This window comes from Arthrobacter sp. Dra40 (assembly GCF_059091905.1).
This window is the reverse complement of sequence record NZ_JBNHHB010000011.1, coordinates 28,573-49,905: the sequence shown is the minus strand read 5'-3', so window position 1 is coordinate 49,905 and position 21,333 is coordinate 28,573. Positions and strand designations below refer to the sequence as shown.

Annotated in this window: 24 protein-coding genes and 1 tRNA gene; 18 read left to right on the top strand and 7 right to left on the bottom strand. The window is 66.1% G+C overall.

Annotated elements, in window-relative coordinates; all coding sequences use genetic code 11:
* Positions 1 to 3 precede the first annotated feature (3 nt).
* Both eccD and AC5RWT_RS07980 read right to left on the bottom strand, forming a co-directional pair.
* The gene (gene eccD, locus AC5RWT_RS07985) at positions 4 to 1,329 is read right to left on the bottom strand and encodes a type VII secretion integral membrane protein EccD (RefSeq protein WP_494079814.1); all 1,326 of its coding nucleotides are present in this window, start codon (positions 1,327 to 1,329) and stop codon (positions 4 to 6) included.
* Between the two features lie 2 nt (positions 1,330 to 1,331).
* Entirely contained in the window at positions 1,332 to 1,661 is a 330-nt protein-coding gene (locus AC5RWT_RS07980; protein ID WP_494042624.1) for a hypothetical protein, read from the bottom strand.
* 269 nt (positions 1,662 to 1,930) lie between these two features.
* Here AC5RWT_RS07980 and AC5RWT_RS07975 point away from each other — a divergent pair, with 269 nt between their 5' ends.
* The 9 genes from AC5RWT_RS07975 to AC5RWT_RS07935 all read left to right on the top strand — a co-directional run bounded on the left by AC5RWT_RS07975 (position 1,931) and on the right by AC5RWT_RS07935 (position 10,472).
* Positions 1,931 to 2,278, top strand: coding sequence for a hypothetical protein (locus AC5RWT_RS07975; protein WP_127512820.1), 348 nt, complete (start codon positions 1,931 to 1,933; stop codon positions 2,276 to 2,278).
* A 108-nt stretch (positions 2,279 to 2,386) separates the two neighbouring features.
* Positions 2,387 to 2,692 carry a hypothetical protein gene (locus AC5RWT_RS07970; protein WP_494042623.1) on the top strand — a complete coding sequence of 102 codons (306 nt, stop codon included), beginning with the start codon at positions 2,387 to 2,389 and terminating at the stop codon, positions 2,690 to 2,692.
* Between the two features lie 71 nt (positions 2,693 to 2,763).
* Entirely contained in the window at positions 2,764 to 3,141 is a 378-nt protein-coding gene (locus AC5RWT_RS07965) for a DUF6507 family protein (protein ID WP_494042622.1), read from the top strand.
* Positions 3,142 to 3,260: 119 nt separating this feature from the next.
* Entirely contained in the window at positions 3,261 to 6,089 is a 2,829-nt protein-coding gene (locus AC5RWT_RS07960; protein WP_494079813.1) for a hypothetical protein, read from the top strand.
* A gap of 81 nt (positions 6,090 to 6,170) precedes the next feature.
* On the top strand, positions 6,171 to 6,626 hold the full coding sequence (locus tag AC5RWT_RS07955; RefSeq protein WP_494079812.1) for a hypothetical protein: 456 nt from the start codon (positions 6,171 to 6,173) through the stop codon (positions 6,624 to 6,626).
* A gap of 73 nt (positions 6,627 to 6,699) precedes the next feature.
* Positions 6,700 to 7,155: a hypothetical protein gene (locus tag AC5RWT_RS07950; RefSeq protein ID WP_494042619.1), complete on the top strand. Its 456-nt coding sequence runs from the start codon at positions 6,700 to 6,702 to the stop codon at positions 7,153 to 7,155.
* Positions 7,156 to 7,261: 106 nt separating this feature from the next.
* A complete protein-coding gene (locus AC5RWT_RS07945; protein ID WP_494079811.1) occupies positions 7,262 to 8,164 on the top strand; it encodes a hypothetical protein in 903 nt (300 codons plus the stop codon).
* Positions 8,165 to 8,331: 167 nt separating this feature from the next.
* Positions 8,332 to 8,853 carry a hypothetical protein gene (locus AC5RWT_RS07940; protein ID WP_494079810.1) on the top strand — a complete coding sequence of 174 codons (522 nt, stop codon included), beginning with the start codon at positions 8,332 to 8,334 and terminating at the stop codon, positions 8,851 to 8,853.
* 191 nt (positions 8,854 to 9,044) lie between these two features.
* Positions 9,045 to 10,472 (top strand): FAD-dependent oxidoreductase, encoded by a 1,428-nt coding sequence (locus AC5RWT_RS07935; protein ID WP_494079809.1) that lies wholly within the window; start codon positions 9,045 to 9,047, stop codon positions 10,470 to 10,472.
* Between the two features lie 58 nt (positions 10,473 to 10,530).
* Here AC5RWT_RS07935 and AC5RWT_RS07930 read toward each other — a convergent pair whose 3' ends face one another.
* Complete coding sequence (locus tag AC5RWT_RS07930) at positions 10,531 to 10,716, bottom strand: hypothetical protein (RefSeq protein WP_494079808.1); 186 nt, start codon at positions 10,714 to 10,716, stop codon at positions 10,531 to 10,533.
* A gap of 329 nt (positions 10,717 to 11,045) precedes the next feature.
* On the opposite strand from AC5RWT_RS07930, the gene AC5RWT_RS07925 reads away from it, so the two are divergent.
* Both AC5RWT_RS07925 and AC5RWT_RS07920 read left to right on the top strand, forming a co-directional pair.
* Positions 11,046 to 11,648 carry a TetR/AcrR family transcriptional regulator gene (locus tag AC5RWT_RS07925; protein ID WP_494079807.1) on the top strand — a complete coding sequence of 201 codons (603 nt, stop codon included), beginning with the start codon at positions 11,046 to 11,048 and terminating at the stop codon, positions 11,646 to 11,648.
* Positions 11,649 to 11,755: 107 nt separating this feature from the next.
* Positions 11,756 to 12,145 carry an ankyrin repeat domain-containing protein gene (locus AC5RWT_RS07920; RefSeq protein WP_494079806.1) on the top strand — a complete coding sequence of 130 codons (390 nt, stop codon included), beginning with the start codon at positions 11,756 to 11,758 and terminating at the stop codon, positions 12,143 to 12,145.
* A gap of 99 nt (positions 12,146 to 12,244) precedes the next feature.
* Here the strand turns inward: AC5RWT_RS07920 and AC5RWT_RS07915 are convergent, their stop codons facing one another.
* The 3 genes from AC5RWT_RS07915 to AC5RWT_RS07905 are packed head-to-tail and all read right to left on the bottom strand — an operon-like array spanning position 12,245 to position 14,402.
* The gene (locus AC5RWT_RS07915) at positions 12,245 to 13,744 is read right to left on the bottom strand and encodes a catalase (protein ID WP_494042612.1); all 1,500 of its coding nucleotides are present in this window, start codon (positions 13,742 to 13,744) and stop codon (positions 12,245 to 12,247) included.
* Positions 13,745 to 14,206, bottom strand: a complete 462-nt coding sequence (locus AC5RWT_RS07910) for a Fur family transcriptional regulator (protein ID WP_494079805.1) — start codon at positions 14,204 to 14,206, stop codon at positions 13,745 to 13,747. It lies immediately after the preceding gene.
* Between the two features lie 28 nt (positions 14,207 to 14,234).
* Positions 14,235 to 14,402: a hypothetical protein gene (locus tag AC5RWT_RS07905; protein WP_494079804.1), complete on the bottom strand. Its 168-nt coding sequence runs from the start codon at positions 14,400 to 14,402 to the stop codon at positions 14,235 to 14,237.
* Here AC5RWT_RS07905 and AC5RWT_RS07900 point away from each other — a divergent pair.
* The 4 genes from AC5RWT_RS07900 to AC5RWT_RS07885 all read left to right on the top strand — a co-directional run bounded on the left by AC5RWT_RS07900 (position 14,401) and on the right by AC5RWT_RS07885 (position 18,721).
* On the top strand, positions 14,401 to 15,681 hold the full coding sequence (locus AC5RWT_RS07900; RefSeq protein WP_494079803.1) for an MFS transporter: 1,281 nt from the start codon (positions 14,401 to 14,403) through the stop codon (positions 15,679 to 15,681). The two genes, AC5RWT_RS07905 and AC5RWT_RS07900, sit on opposite strands and share 2 nt — an antisense overlap.
* Before the next feature lie 135 nt (positions 15,682 to 15,816).
* Positions 15,817 to 16,686, top strand: a complete 870-nt coding sequence (htpX, locus tag AC5RWT_RS07895; protein WP_241914637.1) for a zinc metalloprotease HtpX — start codon at positions 15,817 to 15,819, stop codon at positions 16,684 to 16,686.
* Between the two features lie 7 nt (positions 16,687 to 16,693).
* A complete protein-coding gene (locus tag AC5RWT_RS07890) occupies positions 16,694 to 17,377 on the top strand; it encodes a histidine phosphatase family protein (RefSeq protein ID WP_494079802.1) in 684 nt (227 codons plus the stop codon).
* A 174-nt stretch (positions 17,378 to 17,551) separates the two neighbouring features.
* Positions 17,552 to 18,721, top strand: coding sequence for an NAD(P)/FAD-dependent oxidoreductase (locus tag AC5RWT_RS07885; protein WP_494079801.1), 1,170 nt, complete (start codon positions 17,552 to 17,554; stop codon positions 18,719 to 18,721).
* Positions 18,722 to 18,795: 74 nt separating this feature from the next.
* On the opposite strand, the gene AC5RWT_RS07880 is transcribed toward AC5RWT_RS07885, so the two are convergent.
* On the bottom strand, positions 18,796 to 19,287 hold the full coding sequence (locus AC5RWT_RS07880; protein WP_494042607.1) for a YajQ family cyclic di-GMP-binding protein: 492 nt from the start codon (positions 19,285 to 19,287) through the stop codon (positions 18,796 to 18,798).
* Between the two features lie 165 nt (positions 19,288 to 19,452).
* Here AC5RWT_RS07880 and AC5RWT_RS07875 point away from each other — a divergent pair, with 165 nt between their 5' ends.
* The 3 genes from AC5RWT_RS07875 (at position 19,453) to AC5RWT_RS07865 (ending at position 21,319) form a co-directional block, all read left to right on the top strand.
* Entirely contained in the window at positions 19,453 to 19,893 is a 441-nt protein-coding gene (locus AC5RWT_RS07875) for a hypothetical protein (RefSeq protein ID WP_494079800.1), read from the top strand.
* Between the two features lie 95 nt (positions 19,894 to 19,988).
* Positions 19,989 to 20,070, top strand: a tRNA-Tyr gene (locus AC5RWT_RS07870).
* A gap of 175 nt (positions 20,071 to 20,245) precedes the next feature.
* Complete coding sequence (locus tag AC5RWT_RS07865) at positions 20,246 to 21,319, top strand: lipid II:glycine glycyltransferase FemX (RefSeq protein WP_494042605.1); 1,074 nt, start codon at positions 20,246 to 20,248, stop codon at positions 21,317 to 21,319.
* The last annotated feature ends 14 nt before the right edge of the window (positions 21,320 to 21,333 follow it).

The window sequence follows — 21,333 nt, the reverse complement described above, 5'->3', positions numbered from 1 at the left end:
GAGTCAGTCGAAGGTGGTCAGCAGCGATGCGAAGACGCCGAACAGGCCGATGACCAGCGGGACCGAGGCCAGGATGGCCAGCGTCTCGAACCGGTTGGCCAGCAGGCGCAGTTTCGCAGCGGAATGGTCGGCCAGCGTCACGGTCAGCGAAATAATGACGGCGACGGCCAGCACCAGCAGGCCGGCCGCCACCAGCCAGCCCTGCGCGGGGGCGAAGGCCAGCACCGAACGGGCCAGCGCCAAGGTGCCGACTGCCGCGGCCAGGTAGAGCGCAATCCGGTCCGCCGCCAGCGGGAAGGCGCGCGCCCGCAGCCCGGTGGCCAGGGCCAGGCAGCCGATCAGCGGCATGGTCCAGACCTGCCCGGCGGTGTCCGTGCCCAGGATCCACAAACCGGCGGCCACCGAGAGCGCCACCAGTGCGGTGCCCAAGCTGAGCCCGCGGTGCGCGGAGCCGATCGCCACATGTACGTCCGTGCGTCCAATCCGGCCGCCCTTGGCCCGGCGGTCGTCCAGCGTGGCCAGGCCGGAGACGGACAGGGCGATCTGCGGCAGCAGGCCCAGGGTGGCGCAGCTGAGCAGTGCGGCCACGCTGGCGGCCTGCACCGGGGTGCTGAACAAGGCCAGCGACGCGGCCCAGAAAAGGGTGAGCAGTGCCAGCAGGCCGGCGGCGGACATCAGCGCGCGCGGGCGCTGCGAGATCAGGCCCGCACCGACCAGCACCACCGCGCTCACCGCCGCGGCCAGCAGCACGTGCGTCCCGGGACCGGCCGGCAGCCGCAGCACGCCGCCCACGGCCAGCAGCCAGCCGGTGCCCACCAGCAGCGGGCCCAGCACGGTGGCCGTTGCCCGGCCCAGATAGATGCCGGTGCCCAGCAGCACCGCGGCCAGGCCGAAAAAGACCGAGGCCGCCAAACCGATGGCGGCGCCCTCGAGCAGCAAATGCACGCCCAGATACAGTCCCGCGGCGGCGAAGACGGCTCCCGTGGCTTGGCGGATTTTCTCCGTCCAGCGGCCGCCGATGTCCTCGGTCTGTTCCACCACGGCGTCGGTGATGTCGTACACCACGGGCGCGGGCGGCGCCTCGGACACGTTCACCAGCCGCAGCATGGCGCCGTCGGCGATCCCGGCGTCGCTGAGCGAGGCGTCCTCGCGCACCGGGTCCCCGGCCGGAGTGATCAGCGTCTTGACCGAGACGGCGGAGGTCGGCTGGTCGTCCAGCAGCTCCAGGATCTGGGGCAGCAGCAGGCCGGCAGGGGTCTGCGACGGCAGCAACACGTCAACATGGCGCTGCGGCCCGGCCACGGTGACGCGGGTAAAGGTTTCGGCCATGGTCAGGCGGCTCCTGAATGGGGGGTGAGCGTGAGACGAATACCGCCACCGCCGTCGTCGTCCACAAAATCACCACTGATCTGGAGGACGACGGCGGATTGGGCGCGCTGCTGCTGTTGCTGCCGCAGGTCTTCGAGCAGGTTGGTCACAAACGAATAGCCGACGCAGACGGCCGCAATCACCGCGGCCAGGGCCACGCTGAAGAAGAAGGTGCGCACGCTGGACCTCCACCGCCGTTGCAGCGGATTGGTGCCGTAGAGCAGGGCGGTGGCCAGGCGGGTCCGCCGGACAGCCACGGACTCGATGAGCTGATTGTCGTAATCGTGTGCCATCCCTCTCCTCCCAAGTGGTGCGATTGACGGTGTGTCGCTTCTCGAGCTTATCGTTCCAATTGATGGACAAATCCGCTGCTGTCCCGCTCAGGATGGGGAGATGTACCCATTAACGTCGATTGACGCCGGTACCGGCCAGCGCGTTCTATGGTAAAGGCGGGGAACCGCCTCAAGACAACCGGCCGGGCGGCAACCCGGCATTCGGCGGACGAGCCATGCCCGCCGGCACAGCGGCAGCTACAGCCCCGATGGGGCACGGAGGTGGAGCAATGAGCGGCAACCAGTTCATCAAAATGGAGAAGAGCGCGTTCGTCGACGCCGGCAAGGCCAGCGCGGCGGCCGACACCGAGCTGCAGGCCCTGATGAAGGAACTCGAGGCCGTCCCGGAGCCGATGCGCAGCAACACGGCCGGTGACTTCTGGGAGAAGTTCAAGGGGATCATGGGCCGGGCCAACATGGTGGCCTCGGGATTGCAGAAGTCGCTGGTGTCCATCCAGCAGGGCCAGTCCGAGGTCAACACCACCATGCAGTTGGGCGAGCAGCAGCAGGCCGACGACGCCGACGCCACCGAGGGCAAGGCTGCTTGGGACGACGCCGTCTTCCGCAACCGCGGCTAGCGCTCCCGCCGCGTAAAGCGGCAAACGGCCGCCCGCATCGGCCAACAGACGCACGCACCCATAGAAGATTTTTTTCCGGCCGAGGCCGGGCATGAGGGAGGAAACATCATGGCAGACCAGAATTCATTCGCCTTTTCCGACGGCGGGGCATCGCAGGCCCAGGACAACCTGGACCGGGTGAAGAAGAAGCTCAACGCGCTGGTGGAGACCCGCAAGAAGGACGCCGCGGACCTGCAGGCCAAGTTCCAGGCCACCGACATCGCCGAGCAGTATGACCGCGTGGAGCAGGCCTGGGCCGACGCCGGGGTCGCCTTCGCGGGCATCATGGCCGATGTGCACAAGCTGCTGGAGGACGCCAAGAGCACCGCGGGCAGCACCATCAAGACCGCCGGCGGAAAGATCGCGAACATCTAGCACCCCCGCAGTATCCGGGCGCGGGAAACATCCAGGGCATGGGCAACATCTAGTACGGAAGGCGGACAGCAGTGGCACTCGACGGCTGGGACATCGACCCCACCAAGATCCAGGCGATCGTCAGCACCGCCAGCGGGCGGACCGACAGCTTCGAGAAGGATTTTCCGGCGCTCGGCACGGAATTGTCCGAGATGGCCACCGCCTCAAAATCCGGCCCGGTGATGGACGCGCTGAACGGGTGGGCGGAGAAGACGGTCCAGCCGGGGCTGGAGAGTGTCGGCGGACGCCTGCAGACCACGTTCCAGGGGACCATGGATGCGGTCAACGCCTACGTCCTCGGAGATGCCCGGATGGCCGGCGACGCGCAGGACCTGATCGGCACCCTGCCGGAGGAGGAGCAGGCCGCGCGCCCGCACAGCCCGCACGGCCCGGTTCCGCGGGCAGTCTGAACCGGGCGCGCCGCACGCTGCAGTCTCCAGCCCGCCGCGTGCCGGCAGCTCGCACCACCAGAAGTCGCTCGAACCACCACACGTCTCGCACCACATCTCGCACCACCTAAGGGGAAATCATGACGGCCTGGGATCCGTATGCCGAGGCATACCCGCCGCGGCCCGACGCCGAACTGCTGCGCTCGCACGCCCGGACGCTGGATGAGACCGCCGAGGGGATCGTCGACGCCGTCGAGCTGATCGAGGGGGACTGGAGCGGGCTGGAAGCGGTCTACAAGTCGCCGGAGGCGCCGCAGGTCTACGTCGCGATCAAGCCGGTCAAGACCACCGCCGAGGAGATCAAGGCCGACACCGCCGCCATCAAGTCGGCCATCGAAACGTTTGCCGACTGGGCCGACACCTTCAAGGCCCGCTATGACGCGCTGGTGGTCCGCTGGCACGGAGTGCAGCGCCGGATCGCCAGCGAGGGCGACGACTGGCGCAAGGAAGAGGATCTGGTCAACGACGACAACCAGATCCTCAAAGACGCCAACGCACTGGCAGCCGAGCACATGGCGGCCGAGCGCACCTGCCACAATGCCATCACCGCGCTGTACGGCGGCATCACCCTGGTGGAGACCACACAGGAAGGCCCGGGCACAGGCAAGCAGGCCTACGGCTACTCGGCCGAGCAACTGGATTCCGCCACCGGGGAAGGCCATATCCCGTGGGGCCAGCCCACCGAGTGGGACAAGCCCTGGTACCGGGACGCCTGGGACGGCGTGGTGTCCTTCGGCAAGGGCGTCTGGAGCGGCATTACAGGCACGGTGACCGGCCTGTGGAACATGGTCAACTTCACCGACGGGGAAACCTTCGCGGCCACCTGGAAGGGCATCGGCCAGATCGCCCTGAACGTAGCCATCGTTTCCAGCCCGCTCACCGCGGTGGTGGCCGAATCGATCGGCGGCCCGGGCACGGTCAAGAAGGCCGGCGAAGAACTGCTCGCCGTCGGCAAGGCAGCCATCCACTGGGACGATTGGCAGCGCGACCCGGCCTACGCCGCCGGCGCAACCGCGTTCGATCTCTCCGCCATCCTTCTCACTGCCGGCGGCGGAGCTGCCGCGAAGGTCGGTGGCGTGGCCAACAAGGTCACCGCCGTCAGCAGGGCCGGCGGCGTGGCCTCCAAGGTGCTGGACTTCTCCGGCCTGACTAAGACCGCAGGCGTCACCACCCGCGCCCTCGACTTCTCCAGCAACCTCAAGTTCACCGCCATCGACGTCACCACCAGCGGCTTCAAGACGGTCAGCAACACTGTCCGCCCGTACATCAGCACCGCGGGACACACCATCACGGACGGGCTGCGCCACGCTTCCACCGGCCTCCGCACCGGCATGGACAACCTCACGACGTCGGTGCGCACCAGCGCTGACAACTTCGCCAATGCGCTAGGCGGCCCGCGCCTGGCTACCGCCGGCGGCGGCTTCACCACACCGCACCGGTTTGACGTGGAGATGCCGTCCAGCCGGAATTCCAACAGCACTATGAACTTCGACGCCGACGGGCCCAAGCCGCCCTCCGGCCAGTCCGGCTACACGCTTCCGGACCGTTCCGCACCGCCGCAGTACGGCCAGCGGATCGAGACCCCGGAGACCAACTCCGGACGGGGCAACACCCCGGACACAGAAACGCCGCACACCACGCCGGACGCCGAGGCTCCGCGCACCACCCCGGATGTTGAAGCGCCGAGCAACACACCGGACGGGGAAGCGCCCCGCACCACCCCGGATGCGGAAGCGCCCCGCATCACCCCGGATTCGGACGTTTCGCAGAACACTCCGGACACCCGGCAGGCTGCCCAGGACGCGGACGCCGTGCAGAACACCCGCGACACCGACGGGCCTACCTCTGGCCCGGAGCCCGAACCCGAGGTCACCGTACGCCGCGACGACTCCGGCAGGCCCACCGAGGTGGTCATCGACGGTGAGACCCACACGGTCTCCACCCGCTCCGACCAGATCGCCGAACTCCCTCGTTCCACCAAGCCTGCCAACTGGGCCGATGCAGAATCAGTCCTGCAGCGGCACCTTCCGGAGAGCGACCTCGCGCGTCTGGACGATCTGCGGGGACCGGATGGAAAGCTCCCGGACGACGTCCTCGACTACCAACTGGCAGGCCTGATCGAACGCGAGTTCGGTGCCCCGGACGGCAACTGGCCGGAGCCGCCAAAGGATGCCAGCGCCGTCGAACGTGCCCTGGCCCCGTTCACCAACCGCTACTACTACGACCTGACCGACTCCCAGGCAACGCTGATCCACGACCTGCGCCATGCCATGGGAACCGGGAACGCTGACACCCTGTACCAAAAGGTCATGTCGGTAGACGATGCCGCCCAGGTCCTCGCAGGCGCCGACCGCTATCCGGGATCGGTCGGAGGCTTCGTCAGCCAGGCCTCGGATACGGCTCGGCTGAAGTCCGTCGATGACGTCATCAATGGCCTCCGGCTCGATTACTGGATGAAGGATGGCGCCGATCGCCCGTACATCGCCTACAAAGCCGGCGATGTGGACGAAGTCGTGGCGATCCGCTTCCAAGCTGCAAAAACCGACGCTTGGAATAATATCGAGATCCCGGACGGATCCAACCGTGAACGCGTCGGGGAACTCCAGCGGGATCGCGCCGCAGAGACGGTCTCCGGGAAGTCGCCCACGACAGAGGATTTAGTCCGTGAAAAACTCGAAAACGCGAATGCTCGCGGACTCCCGGTCAAGACAGCGACGGACAAAGCAGTGTGGCCCAATACCGGGCACGGATACACCAGCAGCCGTGTTGATGGTGCCCCTGTCATTCCGGAGCTTCAGGTAAACGGCGGTGTGCCATTGCGCCGCGGTGCTGAAATGTGGCGCCTCAACAAGGCAGGCGACGAAGTGCTGATTGGCATTTTCGACGGCAGGAAGTGGGCCACCATCTAGCCCGGGCGCCAATAGAATCGCGCAAAGCCATGGGGGCGCTTCTCCCATGCGTAGGAGGACGACTGGATTGGAATTCGACATATGTGGCGCAACGACGGTTCGAAACTAAGTGGTACTTATGGGACTTGGCATGGGCGTGAATGGGAGCTGTGGAGTTCTGCCAACGATCGCGGAAACCTGACCTTGGTCCAGGACGGCGGGGAGCAACCAGGGCCGGACTGGAAGCGCTTGGATTATCCCAACAGGTTCGCCCGGACACCGGTCCGCTTTTACAAAGACGTCGAAGCAGCTTCTGTCTCCGACGTCCATTCCGTTCGGGCAACGGCCAGACTTGATGGAGTGCTGGTTGAGCTTCTGGCTGAGGGTGACGCGGGGAGCCTGGCTGTTCAAACATTGGGTCAGGTACCGCCGAACTTCATGGACCGGTTCGTGGAAGAATTCGGGTTCGAACGTTATGAGAACGCGTTCGTTTTCGGATGGGTTCCCCCGCATGCCCTTGCTGACATCTCTATCGAACGCACCGAGATATCGGAATGAATCCGGCTCGACACTATGAGCTTCCGCCCGCATCAAGGTCGCGGCGCGAATCAGTAACGGCATGGTGCAATGCATGTGGATGAATGACGGAACCAAGCTTTCAGGCTCGTACGGCACGTGGAGGTGCGAGGAGTTCGAACTGGGCAGCACCCGGCCGTTCAGGGGGAAGCTCGTCCTGATTCAGGATGGGGGCGACAGCCCGGGGCCGGAGTGGGCTGAGCAGCATTTTCCGAACCGGTTTGCGCGCACCCCGGTTCATTTCCGACGCACCGTGGACGCGGACGAGGTTTCGGACGTACATTCCATTCGCGCCATGGCAAAGCTGGACGCTGTGTCGGTCGAACTGCTGGCGGAGGATGACGAGGGTCGCCTCGCCGTACGGACTTTTGGCCAGGCCGCACCGAACTTCATGGACGGGCTCGTGGAGGAATTCGGGTTTGAGCGTTATGAGAATGCCTTCGTTTTCGGGTGGGTTCCCCGACAGGCTCTTGCTGATATCACCGTCGAACGCACAGAGCGTGATGGATGACGTCCCGAAGCAGGGGCGTCCTCGATGCTCGTAGGCAGGGTCTGACCGGCTGGATTAGGGTTGGAGCGGTGACAGACATGAAGGTGACACAAGTGGAGCAAGCAGCATGACCCGAACAATCCTGCAGAAGGCCGTGAGCCCGTCCCTGAGCCGTGACTATCGGGCCAACTCCGCGGACACCGTGGCTGGCTACGTGCTGCGGGCGGCTGACGTCGTCGGGGCGCGAACCCCGGACCTGTTGTTCGAGGCCCATGGACTGGGGTTTTCAGGATCACCGTGGCAGCGGGATTCGGAAACCATTGATGTGCTCCGGTTCCAGTCCCCGGTCGGGAACTACCTGCACGACGCGCTTGCTCCGGAGTTTGTGGACCGCGAGCCGTTTACCGGAACCGGATTCACGTCTTGGGACGGTGGGCGGGCGCCGTTGTTCTATCTCGACGAAGTGCGGCTGCCGGCCGGGGCTGAACTCTGGCGCATCGGCCGGAACGGCTCGGAGGATCTGCTCGCGGTCTACGTCGATGTAGCCCGCGGTTGGGCGGCGGTCGCCGCTGAGGCGAAGGTGGAGCCGAAGCCCGTACCGCCGTCGTCGTTGTTGGGCTGGCGTGCTACCTGGCGCGAGGCAGAGTTCGTTGCGGACGTGGTCGACGACGGCAACACCGTGGTGCTCTCGTCGCCCGGAGAGCCCCCGGCAGAAGTGTCGGGTTTCGAGAGGACCCCGCGCGGAGTCTGGCGGGCGAAAGTACCGCTGTCGGACATCACCGACCTCTACGAACTGAACGTCTCCTGCACCTTTAACGGGCTTCCTTTCCGCGTCCTCGATACCGCAATGGATGGCGACCGGCGCCTCTTCAGGCTCTCCTACACCGGTCACAATGCCGACTTTGCCGAGGGCCTGCAGCTCGAGAAGGCGGATGCCGGGGTGTATCGGGCGATTGCGGCCGAGGGCGACGTGCAGGATCTGCAGTTCGTGCAGAACCGGCTGGCCGGTCTGCCGGGCTCCGGCCGCTGAGCGCTCCCCGCGTGAGCTGGGAAGCCCGGCACTATCTTTAGGCGGCAAGCGCGACCGGCCTAAGCCGCCGGCACCGCAGAGATCGATCTCTCCCTCCTACTCACAGCCGGGCGCGGAGATGTGGTCCTTAGCCGGGCGGGACAAGAGGTTCTGGAAAGGGTGTAACTATGTGGCTACGCGATGGAACTCCGTTGGACGGAATCTACGGAACGTGGACCGGGCGGGTGGTGGAACTCCAGCGACGAACCCCCTATCAGGGGAGGCTGACGATCATTCAGGACGGCGGCGAGAAGCCTTCGCCGGAATGGTCCACACTGGAGTTTCCGAACCGGTTTGCCAGGACGCCTATCCGGTACTACCTGGACGTTCCCGAGTCCGAGGTATCCGGTCTCCATGAAATTGCTGCTACGGGGTATGTTCCGCTCACCGACAGTACGGGCAACGATATCCAGGCCCACGTGCGCATCATCGCCCAGGACGGAGAAGGCCGGTTGGCAGTTGAGACCATGCCCCGGGAACCCCGCCACCATCGGGATGCGCTGATCCGGGATTACGGATTCGAAGAGTACGACCGTTCGTGGGTCTTCGGGTGGGTCCCCCAGAATGCGCTGACGGACATCAAGTCGGAACGAGTGGAACTGGCAGCTGACGCAGACCGTCCTGCAGAAGGCCGTGAGCCTCGGCCCTGAGCCAGAATCTGCAATTCGTGCAGAACCGGCTGGCCGGGCTGCCGGGAGCGGGCAGCTAGGAAGCTCTGCTCCTGATGCGCTGGACCGATGAGACGCCCGGCACACTGTTAGGCGGCGAACCCGCGGGCATTTAGAATAGGAAACTGTGCGCTTATTGCGCAGGAGGATTCCACAAAGAAGAAGGACTGCCCGTGTCTAACCCAGCCGAGGCCATCACCCAGCGTCCCCTGAGGGTGGCTATCATCGGCGCCGGACCAGCCGGCGTCTACGCCGCTGACATCCTCACCAAGGCGGAGCGGGACTTCGAGGTCAGCATCGACCTCTTCGACCGCTACCCGGCCCCGTATGGCCTGATCCGCTACGGCGTGGCACCGGACCACCCGCGGATCAAGGGCATCGTCAACGCGCTGCACAAGGTGCTGGACCGCGGCGACATCCGCTTCCTGGGCAACGTCGACTACGGCCAGGACCTGACCCTGAGCGACTTCCGGCACTTCTACGACGCCGTGATCTTCGCCACCGGCGCCATCAAGGATGCGGCCTTGGACATCCCGGGCGTTGAGCTGGACGGATCCTACGGTGCCGCCGAGTTCGTCTCCTGGTACGACGGCCACCCGGACGTGCCGCGGGAGTGGCCGCTGGAGGCCAAGGAGATCGCGGTCATCGGCAACGGCAACGTGGCGCTGGACGTGGCCCGGATCCTGTCCAAGCACGCCGACGACCTGCTCAGCACCGAGATCCCGGACAACGTCTACCGCGGCCTAAAGGGCTCGCCGGTCACCGACGTGCACATTTTCGGCCGGCGCGGCCCGGCCCAGGTGAAGTTCACGCCGCTGGAACTGCGCGAACTCTCGCATTCCCGCGACGTGGACATTGTGCTCTACCCGGAGGACTTCGACTTCGACGAGGGATCCGACGAGGCCATCCGCACCAACAACCAGACCAAGACCATGGTCAACACGCTCACCAACTGGCTGGTGGAGGAACAAGACACCGGTGCCTCCCGCCGGCTGCACCTGCACTTCCTGCACACGCCGCTGGAGATCGTCGAGGGCACCGGGGATGGCGCGGGCCATGTCGCCGCAATCAAGTTCGAGCGCAACGAACTGGACGGCACCGGCAATGTCCGAGGCACCGGCGAAATCGTCGAATACCCGGTCCAAGCGGTCTACCGGGCCATCGGCTACTTCGGCTCGGAGCTGCCCGAGGTCGGCTACGATGCCCGCCGCGGTGTGATCCCCAACGAGGGCGGACGGGTGATCGACGAGAGCGGAAACCCGGTTCCGGGCATCTACGCCACGGGCTGGATCAAGCGCGGCCCCGTCGGCCTGATCGGCCACACCAAGGGCGATGCCCTGGAGACCATAGGCTTCCTGCTCGAGGACCGGCTAGACCTGCCGGCCGCCGAAGAGCCGGACGAGGACGCCATAATCAAGCTGCTCGAAGAGCGCGGCGTCGCGTACACCACGTGGGAAGGCTGGCTGAAGCTGGACGCTCATGAGCGGGAGCTCGGGGCTTCCTACGTGGCGGAAAACAACGACGGCGGTGCTCCCGCCGTCGAGCGCGAGCGCGTCAAGGTGGTCCCGCGCGAAGACATGATCAACATTTCGCACCGCTGACATCAGCGGCCGGGCCGTCGGGGAAACCGGCGGTCCGGCCGTGCCGGTGGTGGCCTGACTAACCCTTGACGTAGAAGCGCAGCACGTCTCCGCCGGGCAGCTCCACCCGAACGTTGCCATTGCCGGACATGCTGAGGCGCGCTCCGGGGTAGGCGGAACGCAGGCTGTTGAGCAGCGTTTGATACGGATCGGTGGGCCGAAGATCCGGCCCGGGTTGAATTTCTGGGGCGGGGCGGTTGAGCAAGGCCCGAAACCGCCCTCCACACCGCTGCAGCAGAGACTGTACTGGAGCCACCATCGCCTTGTTGCCCGCTTCCTTGCTCGCTTCACTGCCGGCGGCCGGCCGGTCCGATTCCCCAGGGTCGGCCCTTTTACCAAGTATGGGAGCCGCGGGCCGTATATGTGCGAGGCGTTCCGGCAAGTCGTGGAAGTGCCTGCGATCCGCCCGTCCCGGCGCGCCCTCGACGCCAGCGACTAAGCTGAGACCCGGCCGGAAAACGCCGCTGCCGGGAGCGCAACCGACCGGCGTCGTACCGGCACACAGGTTCCGAGCAGAAGGAGGAAGCGCACCGCATGGCCAGGCCGCAGAACCCGCAGCGCAAGCCTCAGTTGCTCGAAGACATCCTGGACTACCTGCAGGACAAGAACCTGGCCGAGCTGTCCTTCCGCCCGCTGGCCGAAGCTCTGGGCATCAGCAGCTACATGCTGGTCTACCATTTCGGGCACCGCGAACAGCTGCTTGAGGAGATTGTGCACCGGGTGCAGACACAGCTACCGGCGCCCTCGCCGGAGCAACTGGCCAACCTGGATGCCCCGGCGCTGCGCCAGCAGTTGCTCCAGATCTGGGAGCGTTCGCAGACTCCGCAGAGCCGCGTGCTCCAGCGGCTGGGATTCGAAGCGGCCATTCAGCAGGCAGCCATCCAGCAGGCGGCCAGTCAGCAAGCCACCGCCGGAGCCGCGCTCCGGCCGCCCGGGTTTTCCCTCTGGCGCGAAGCCGCCGCCGGCTGGCTCCGCGCCCGTGGGGCAGACGAGCAGAAGGCGGCGGTCGAGGGGACGCTCTTCGCGGCCGGGCTGTGCGGTTTGTGGTTCGGGCAGGTAGCCGCCGCCGATCCGCCGGAGGGGGCCACGGCAGCGTTCCACCTGTTGCTGGAGCGTCTCCTGCAAGCAGCCCCCTGACGCTGCCTTCCCTCGGCAAGGCGCCGCAACAACCTAAGCCGGGCTCCGCCGTCGTCATGTGGCACGGGATCGAACAGTCAGGGAGAGTGACCAACTACTCTGGGGGAGTGACCAATGAAATGCCGCTCAATGAAGAACAGACCCAACGGATTGTTGGCATCGCCATGGATTTGGCCCGCGAAGGCAAAACCGGCGAGCTGGCCGAGTTCCTCGACCACGGCCTGCCCGTCGATGCGCTGGACCCGGACCGCAACACCCTGTTGATGCTGGCTGCCTACCACGGGCAGGAAGAGACCCTGGACATGCTGCTGGACCGGGGTGCCAATCCGGACATCCGTAACGTCCGCGACCAGTCCCCGATTGCCGGTGCCCTGTTCAAGGGCGAGGACGCGGTGGTGGCCAAGCTGCTGGCGGCCGGCGCGGACGTGGATGCAGGCACCCCGACCGCGCGGGACGCGGCCAAGATGTTCGGCCGCGAGCACCTGCTGGAAAAGTAAACTCCCGCTCTCAGTAACAAACTCTCAGTAACGAAAAACTGCCCGGGACCGGCCGCAATGGCTGGTCCCGGGCAGTTTTATGCCGTCAGGCGAGGGGCATTACGCCGAGTCGGTGTTCACATCCACCGGGGAGATCTTGCCGGCCTGCAGGGCCTCGATGGCCTTGCGCACGCCTTCGCCGTAGGCCGGATCGGCCTTCGTGCAGTTGGCGATGTGGCGTTCGATGGTGGCTGCGGAAGCACCGTCGATGGCGCGGGCGGTGTTCTCGAACAGCACTTGGCGTTGCTCGGCGGTCATCTTCTCGCGGAAGAGGATGCCGGGCTGCTCGAAGTAGTTGTCGTCGTCCTCGCGGAAGTTGAACCGGTCGGCCACGGCACCCACGGCCTGGGCCGGGTCGCGGTACGCAGGCTGTTCCTGCCAGCGCCCGTAGCCGTTCGGCTCGATGCCCGGGGTAGCGCCCTGGTTGCCGTCCACGCGCATGGAGCCGTCACGGTGGAAGGAGTTGACCAGGCCTGCGCCGCGCGGGTAGTTCACCGGGATCTGGTGGTGGTTGACACCCAGGCGGTAGCGCTGCGCGTCGCCGTAGGAGAACAGGCGGCCCTGCAGCATGCGGTCCGGCGAGAAGCTGATGCCCGGCACCACGTTGGCCGGGGTGAAGGCAGCCTGCTCCACGTCGGCGAAGTAGTTCTCCGGGTTGCGGTTCAGTTCCCACTCGCCAACCTCGATCAGCGGGTAGTCCTTCTTCGACCAGACCTTGGTCAGGTCGAACGGATGGTACTTGTAGGTCTCCGCGTCGGCCTCGGGCATGATCTGGACCATGAGCTTCCACTTCGGGAAGTCGCCCTTGTCGATCGACTCGAGCAGGTCGCGCTGGTGCGACTCGCGGTCCTCGCCGACCAGTGCGGCGGCCTCGGCATCGGTGAGGTTCTTGATGCCCTGCTGCGTGCGGTGGTGGAACTTCACCCAGAAACGCTCACCGGCGTCGTTGATGAAGCTGTAGGTGTGCGAGCCGAAGCCGTGCATGTGGCGGTAGGACGCCGGGATGCCGCGGTCGGACATGACGATGGTGACCTGGTGCAGGGCCTCCGGCAGGTTGGTCCAGAAGTCCCAGTTGTTCTCGGCGCTGCGCAGGTTGGTGCGCGGGTCACGCTTCACTGCGTGGTTGAGGTCGGGGAACTTCAGCGGGTCGCGGAAGAAGAAGACCGGGGTGTTGTTGCCCACCAGGTCCCAGTTGCCCTCTTCGGTGTAGAACTTGACCGAGAAGCCGCGGATGTCGCGCTCGGCGTCGGCTGCGCCGCGCTCACCGGCAACGGTGGAGAAACGGGCGAACAGCTCGGTCTTCTTGCCGACCTCGGAGAAAATCTTGGCCTTGGTGTACTTGGTGATGTCGTTGGTCACCGTGAAGGTACCGAACGCACCGGAGCCCTTGGCGTGCATGCGGCGCTCGGGGATGACCTCGCGGTCAAAGTGCGCCATCTTTTCCAGGAACCAGACGTCCTGCAGCAGCATCGGGCCGCGCGGACCAGCGGTCAGGCTGTCCTGGTTGTCCACTACGGGCGCGCCCGCAACGGTTGTCAACGGCTTGGTGTTATCAGCCATTTAGTTATCGCTCCTTGTCGGATCTTCCAATTGAAGGTCTTTCGTAGCACTGCAGGCGGGACAGATGCCCCAGAACGTGACCTCGGCTTCGTCAATCGCGAAACCGTGGTTATCGCCCACCGTGAGGCACGGCGCCTCGCCCACCGTGCAGTCGATGTCGGCAATATTGCCGCACCGCCGGCACACCACGTGGTGGTGGTTGTCGCCAACCCGGGCCTCGTAGCGCGCCGGGGAGCCTGACGGCTCGATCCGGCGCAGCAACCGGGCGTCGGTCAACGCGGCAAGCACGTCATACACGGCCTGTTTCGACACCCCGCCCAGCTCGTCCCGCACCATGCCGGTGATGGCATCGGCGTCGGCATGCGGGTGCGCGCGGACTGCTTCCAGCACCGCGGTCCGCGGACGGGTGACGCGGAGCGAAGCCTCGCGCAACATGTCCTCGGGTTCCCTCATATCGACCATGACAGCCATTCTCGCAGCTTTTCTGGACTCAGTCCAGAATATGTTTTGGAACGAGTCCAGAATAGTCGGTGAACGCCGGGTGTCGAATCAGTTCGACGGCGGTGCCCGCCTCCGGTTTGTCGGCACGCCGCCACGCTGCGCGCTTGCACCGCGCCAACCGAAGAAAGGTGCCGCGGGCAACTAGAATCTCCGCCATGCCCAAACTGTTAGCCGACACGGCGCCGCTGAAGGAGAGCCCGGAATTCCGCCGGTTGTGGATCGGCACGTCGCTCTCTGCCATCGGCGCACAGTTGACGGCGGTGGCGGTGAGCCTGGAGGTCTATCAGCTCACCGGCTCGACCTGGGCGGTGGGCGCCGTCGGGGTCGTCGGATTGGTTCCGCTGGTGCTGGCCGGGCTCTACGGCGGCTCGGTGGTGGACGCCCACGACCGACGAAAAGTGGCGCTCTATTCGGGCCTGGTGCTGTGGGCCTGCACCGCGGTGTTTGCCCTGCAGGCCTGGTTCCAGCTGGAGCAGGTGTGGTTGTTGTATCTGGTGATCGCGGTGCACTCGGCCGCGGTCGGAATCAATCAACCGGCGCGCAATGCGATTGTGCCGCGGCTGGTGCGGCGCGAGATGCTGCCGGCGGCCAATGCCCTGACCATGATGACGTTCGGTCTGGGGATGACCATCGGGCCGCTGGCTGCGGGTGTGCTGGTGGCCAACGTGGGCTTCGGCTGGACCTACACCCTGGACGTCTTGACGTTCACGGCGGCCATTTGGGCGGTGGTCAAGCTGCCGCCGATCCCGCCCGAGGGCGAAGTGCGCAAGGCCGGCCTGCAATCGGTGGTGGAAGGCCTGCAGTTCTTGCGTACCCGCCCCAACATCAGGATGACGTTCCTGGTGGACCTGGCCGCGATGGTGCTGGCCCAGCCGCGTGCGTTGATGCCGGCCATCGGCGCGGTGATCATCGGCGGCGGCGAGGCAACGGCAGGCATCCTGCTGGCTGCGGTGGCCGCAGGCTCCTTCGTCGCGGCCGTGTTCTCCGGACCGTTGGGAGGCATCCGGCGGCAGGGGCTGGCGGTGTTGTGGTGTGTGGTGGTCTGGGGGATATCCGTTGCGGGGTTCGGCGCCGTCGTCGTGATGGCAGGCCGTTCCGACGCCGCCGCTGCAGGCGACGTGAGTGAGTGGCTGCTGCCGGCCGCCCTTTGCCTCGCGGTTGCCGGTGGCGCGGATACGGTCAGCGGCGTCTTCCGCAATACCATCCTGCAATCGGCGACGCCCGACGCGATGCGCGGACGGCTGCAGGGAATCTTCATCGTGGTGGTGGCCGGCGGCCCGAGGCTGGGCGATGCCGTCGCCGGCGGCGGCGGCGAATGGCTGGGCGAGGGGTTCGCCGCCCTCGCCGGCGGTATCGCCTGCGTGTGCGTGGTTGGGCTGCTGCACCGGCTGCAGCCGAGGTTCGCCCGCTATGACGACAGGCACCCCGAGCCGTAGCTGGTGCCGGAGCGCTACGGAACTTGGCGCCGGATACCGGCGTTGGAATAAGTGTGCGGTAGATACACTGAAACCGGACATGCTGCGCCCGCAGCGGCAGAGGGCCGCACCGGCGCGGGAGAGGACTTACACGCTGTGCACAACCACTTCAACGGACTGAAAACGGCAGGATTGCTGGGCGGTCTCTTCGCCCTGCTGCTGGCGATCGGCGCGCTGTTGGCCAGCGGGACCGGCAGTGCCAGCTGGATCTGGATCATGGCCCTGATCGGCGTGGGCACCACGGCCTACAGCTACTGGAACAGCGACAAGCTGGCCATCCGCAGCATGCAGGCCTATCCGGTCACCGAAGCCGACCAGCCCGGAATGTACCGAATCGTCCGCGAGCTATCCACGCGGGCCAACCAGCCGATGCCCCGGCTCTACGTTTCCCCGACCATGGCGCCGAACGCCTTCGCCACCGGGCGCAACCCGAAGAACTCGGCGGTCTGCTGCACCGAGGGCATCCTGCGCCTGCTGGACGAGCGCGAATTGCGCGGCGTGCTGGGCCATGAGCTGATGCACGTCTATAACCGGGACATCCTGACGTCCTCCGTTGCCGCCGCGGTGGCTGGTGTCATCACCTCGGTCGCCCAGTTCCTGCTGTTTTTCGGCGGCCGCGACCGCAACGCCAACCCGCTGGCGCTGATCGCCATGTCCCTGCTGGCCCCGATCGCGGCCATGCTGATCCAGATGGCAGTCAGCCGCACCCGCGAGTACGACGCGGACGAGGACGGCGCCACCCTGACCGACGATCCGCTGGCGCTGGCCTCCGCGCTGCGCAAGCTGCAGTATGGCACGCAGCAGGCACCACTACCGCAGGACCAGAAGCTGGTCAACACCAGCCACCTGATGATTGCCAACCCGTTCAAGGGCGGCGGCGTCAAGAAGATGTTCAGCACCCACCCGCCGATGGACGACCGCGTGGCGCGGCTGGAACGGATGGCCGGACGGCCACTGGGCTACTGAGGCCGGCATGCGACTGCTGCTGATTCGGCACGGCCAGACCCCCTCCAACGTACGCGGGCTGCTGGATACCGGGGCCCCCGGGGCGGAACTGACAAAGTTGGGCCAGGAGCAGGCCCGTTCCCTGCCGACGGCGCTCGACGGCGAGCCGATCGACGCGCTCCTGGTCTCCACCCTCGTGCGCACGCAGCTCACCGCCTCCCCGCTGGCTGCCGCACGCAAGCTCGAGACCGGCGTCCACGACGGGCTGCGCGAAATCTCGGCCGGCGAGCTGGAAATGCGCGGCGACCGCGACGCCATCATTGCCTACATGACCACCGTCTTTGCCTGGGCCTCGGGTGACTTGGACCGGCGGATGCCCGGCGGCCCGGACGGGCATGAAACGTTCGGCCGCTTCGATGCCGTCATCGACGAGGCCCGAGCCGCCGGCATCGGTACCCTGGCGGTGGTCAGCCACGGCGCCATGATCCGCAGCTGGGCCGGCGCGCGAGCATCGAACCTGACGGTCCCGTTCGTGGCTCAGAACCAGTTGAGCAACACCGGAGTGGTGGTCCTCGACGGCGGCCCGGACGGCTGGGAGGCGCTCACCTGGATGGGGCAAGCCGTGGGCGGGCCCGAACTGGCCGCCCCGCTCGCCGACGGTCCCACCGCCGATGCGATCAACCCGGACCGCATCCCCACCGACCGGAACTGACGCAGATTCCCGGCCCGACGACGGGCCCTCAGCTGTCCGGGCTGTCCGCGGCCGTTCCCGACTGAGCCCGGCCAAGGAGCCTGGCCGGCGGCTGCGGCCGGTTGCCCTCACATGTCACACTTCCGCCCTCCGCGGTGTCCTATGTTTGTAACCACAAAACAAAGGGAGCTCGCGGTGACTACACGTCAACGGATCGTCGTTATTGGGGCAGGATATGCCGGAGTTATGGCCGCGAACCGGCTGGCCGGCAGCAAGGAACTCACAGGCAAGATCGGTGTAACCGTCATCAACCCGCTGGCGGACTTCGTGGAGCGGATCCGGTTGCACCAGGTGGCGGCGGGTAGCCGGGAGTCGGCCTACGTTCCGATGGAATCGGTGCTGCACCCGGCCGCCACGCTAGTGGTCGGCCAGGCCTCACGGATCGATCCGCGCGCACAGACCGTCCACTTCGACGACGGCCGCGCCCCGCTGCACTATGACTTCCTGGTCTATGCGCCCGGCAGCGCCAGCCAGCCCGCACCCTCGGGGTCCGGGGGCTTCGCGCTGCACGACGCCGAGTCTGTTAAGCGCCTGCGGCCGGCATTGGAGCAGCTGGCGCCGGGCGCCGTCGTCAGCGTGATCGGCGGCGGCCTGACCGGCATTGAGGCAGCTGCTGAAATCGCCGAGGCACATCCGCGTTTGACGGTGCGGCTGGTCTCGCGCGGGCAGCTGGGGCAGGACCTGTCCGATGGCGGCCGCCGCGCCTTGCTCGCCCAACTCCGGAACCTCGGGGTCCAGATCACGGAGGGGGAGCGCGTGGACCGGTCGGACGGGCAGCACATCACGCTGTCGGACGGCACGTCCCTGGCCTCGGACTGCACCGTCTGGACGGCCGGCTTCAGCGCCCCGGGCCTCGCCCGAGCCAGCGGGCTGGTTACCGATGCTGACGGGAGGCTAATCGTCGACTCAACCCTGGCCTGTCCCGAGTTCCCGGAGATCTTCGGCGCCGGCGACGCCGTCCATGCCCCCGACGCGGTTGCCTCGCACCTGCGGATGAGCTGTGCGATGGCCATGCCCATGGGCGCTCACGCCGCCGACAATGTCATCGCCCGGATCCGGCAGCGCAGCCCTCAGGAGTTGTCCGCCGGGTTCATGCTGCGCTGCATCAGCCTGGGCCGCAGCTCCGGGCTGGTCCAACCCGTGCGGGCGGACGATGCCCCGCGCCGTCTTGCCGTGGGCCGGCGGGCAGGTGCAGTGGTCAAGGAGCAGATCTGCCGCATGACCCTGTCGTGGATCAGGGGAGAGCGGCGGCGCAGCGGCTCCTACAGCTGGCCGCGCGGCCCGCGTACCGTCAAGGCCCAGTAGCAGCGGCAAAGCAGGCCGAGCCAAAGTACGACGAGGCCGCGCACCTGAGGTGCGCGGCCGTCGTCGTACTGGAGTCAGCGGTAGTTGATGAACTGGAGGTCGACTTCCAGGTCAGAGCCCTTGAGCAGGGAAATGACTTCCTGCAGATCGTCGCGGGACTTGGATGTGACGCGCAGTTCGTCCCCCTGGATCTGGGCCTTCACGGCCTTGGGGCCCTCTTCGCGGATGATCTTCGAGATCTTCTTGGCCTGGTCCTGGGCAATGCCCTCCTTGACGCCGGCCTCGATCCGGTATTCCTTGCCCGAGGCGAACGGCTCGCCGGCATCCAGCGACTTCAACGAGATGCCCCGCTTGACCAGCTTGGACTGCAGCACGTCCAGGACGGCCTTCACCCGCTCCTCGGAGTTCGCCTTCATCAGGATCTTCTCGCCGCTGAAGTCGACTTCGGCACCGACTCCCTTGAAGTCATAGCGCTGCGCAATTTCCTTCTGCGCCTGGTTCAAGGCGTTGGCAACTTCCTGCTTGTCCACCTTGCTGACAATGTCGAACGAAGACTCGCTGGCCATGGTTCCTCCTGGGTCGGGGCGTTTGTGCTTGGCACCAGCCTACTGAATCGCGTAGCGACGGCGCAGGTTTCCCAGCTTCCACGCAGCTTCCGTCCATCGTTCCTTCATCCGGATCCGGCAGAATCGCTGTGTTGTATCAATCACCGATCTTCAGGAGAAGCGCACATGGGAGCCCGCCCGCGGTACATAGTCACGTCGATAAGGGTTGCCGCGGGTTCGTTCATGACGGCCACCGCCGTCGCCACCGTGGTTGTGATGGGTTCCGCGCCGGCCTCGGCCGCCACTGCCTCCCTGTCCTCAGTGCAGCCCCCCGTCAGGGCCGTCGGTGCTGTTCCGTTGCTTCCACGGGATACGGAGGACTTGGAGCGCCAACCGGGGCCAGGGTCTACCGACTCCACAGCGGGCGCCGACGGCCCGGGCGGGGACCGCATCAGCGCGGGCGGTGCGGCCGCTGAAGCAAGCAAACTTCTCGGAGCTGAGTCGGTGTCCCGCTTGGAAGGCATCCGGCAGGAAATGGATCAGGCGGTGAAGCTGCAGATGGTCACCGCGGACCAGGCCGACCGCTTTGTGAACCAAATGGAGGAGCGGATTCTCCGGGGTTTGTAGCCGCGAAGAACGCCGATTCGATTCTTGGGCCGATCTTTGTGTAAAGTTGTCTTGCTTCCTCACGGGGAAGCGGTCTTCTTCTGAAGAAGGCGTTCGGCAGATTACCCGAGCGGCCAAAGGGGGCTGACTGTAAATCAGCTGGCATTGCCTACGGGGGTTCGAATCCCTCATCTGCCACCGAACGGGAAACCCCGTCTGACCAAGTGATGTACTGGTCGGACGGGGTTTTTCCGTACTAGCCGGTTTCACCGGCCGCCGCTGGTTCACCTGCGACGGCGGGCCGGGACCGGCGTCGATAGACTTGACCGCGGATGTGACCGGCGGCGACTGGCCGCCAGAACGAGGAGTTCTCTTGCGACAATTCACCGCCCGCTTCGCAACGCCGGAGGAAATCGAGGCATGGGACAGCCATGTCACGGCGAACCCCAACGGCGGCAACATGCTGCAGGCCAAGGCCTACGCGGCGGTGAAAGCGGAGCACGGGTGGAAGCCGCTGTACCTCGCGTATGAAACCGACGACTACACCAGCTTCAACCTGGTGCTGGAAAAGCAGGTTCCGCTACTGGGCAAGTACTGGTACATGATCAAGGGCCCGGACGTCGCGTCCCCCGATGACCTGCCCGGTATTTTCGAAGCCAACCGGCGCTTCTGCCAGGAGCAGGCGCGCGGTGTCTTCGCGATCCGGATCGAGCCGGACGTCGAGGCCACCGAGGAAACGCGCGCCCTGCTGGCCCGCGAAGGCCTGGTCAAGATGCCGGACCTGCAGCCGAACGATCACACCGCCATCGTGGATATTGCCCCGGACCCGGAGGTGGTGCTCAAGAGCTTCTCCTCCCGCGGCCGCAACGCCGTGCGCCGGGCAATTCGCGAGGGCGCCGAAGTGGTCACGGCCGAGCCGACGGAGGAGAACTTCCGGGCCATGTTCAACCTGATGGGGCAGGTGCAGCAGGGCCAGAAAAATGTGCAGGTCCGCTCCTTCGAATACTTCAAGGCGTTCTGGGGCAACTTCATTGCCGCCGGGCAGGGCAGACTGCTGTTCACCTACGAAGACGGCAAGCCGTCCGTTGGCGCGTTCGTGGTCAATTACGGGCGCAAGGGCACCTACAAGGACGGCGGATCGCTGCCGCGGCGCAAGCAGTACGGCGATTCACATCTGATCCAGTGGACGGCGATGAACCAGCTCAAGGAGCTGGGCATCACCAGTTACGACCTGTGCGGAACCCCGCCGGCCTCCGAACTCAAGAACCCCGAGCATGAGTACTACGGGCTGGGCCTGTTCAAGACCAGCTTCACTAAGACGATTACCGACTTCGTCGGCTGCTATGACCAGGTGATCTCCCCGCTCAAGTACAAGCTGTGGTCAGCTGCGGGGGAGAAGATCGCCCGCGGACTCTACGTGCGCCGCCGCCACCAGCCGTTCTACTGAGCAGCAGGCAGGGG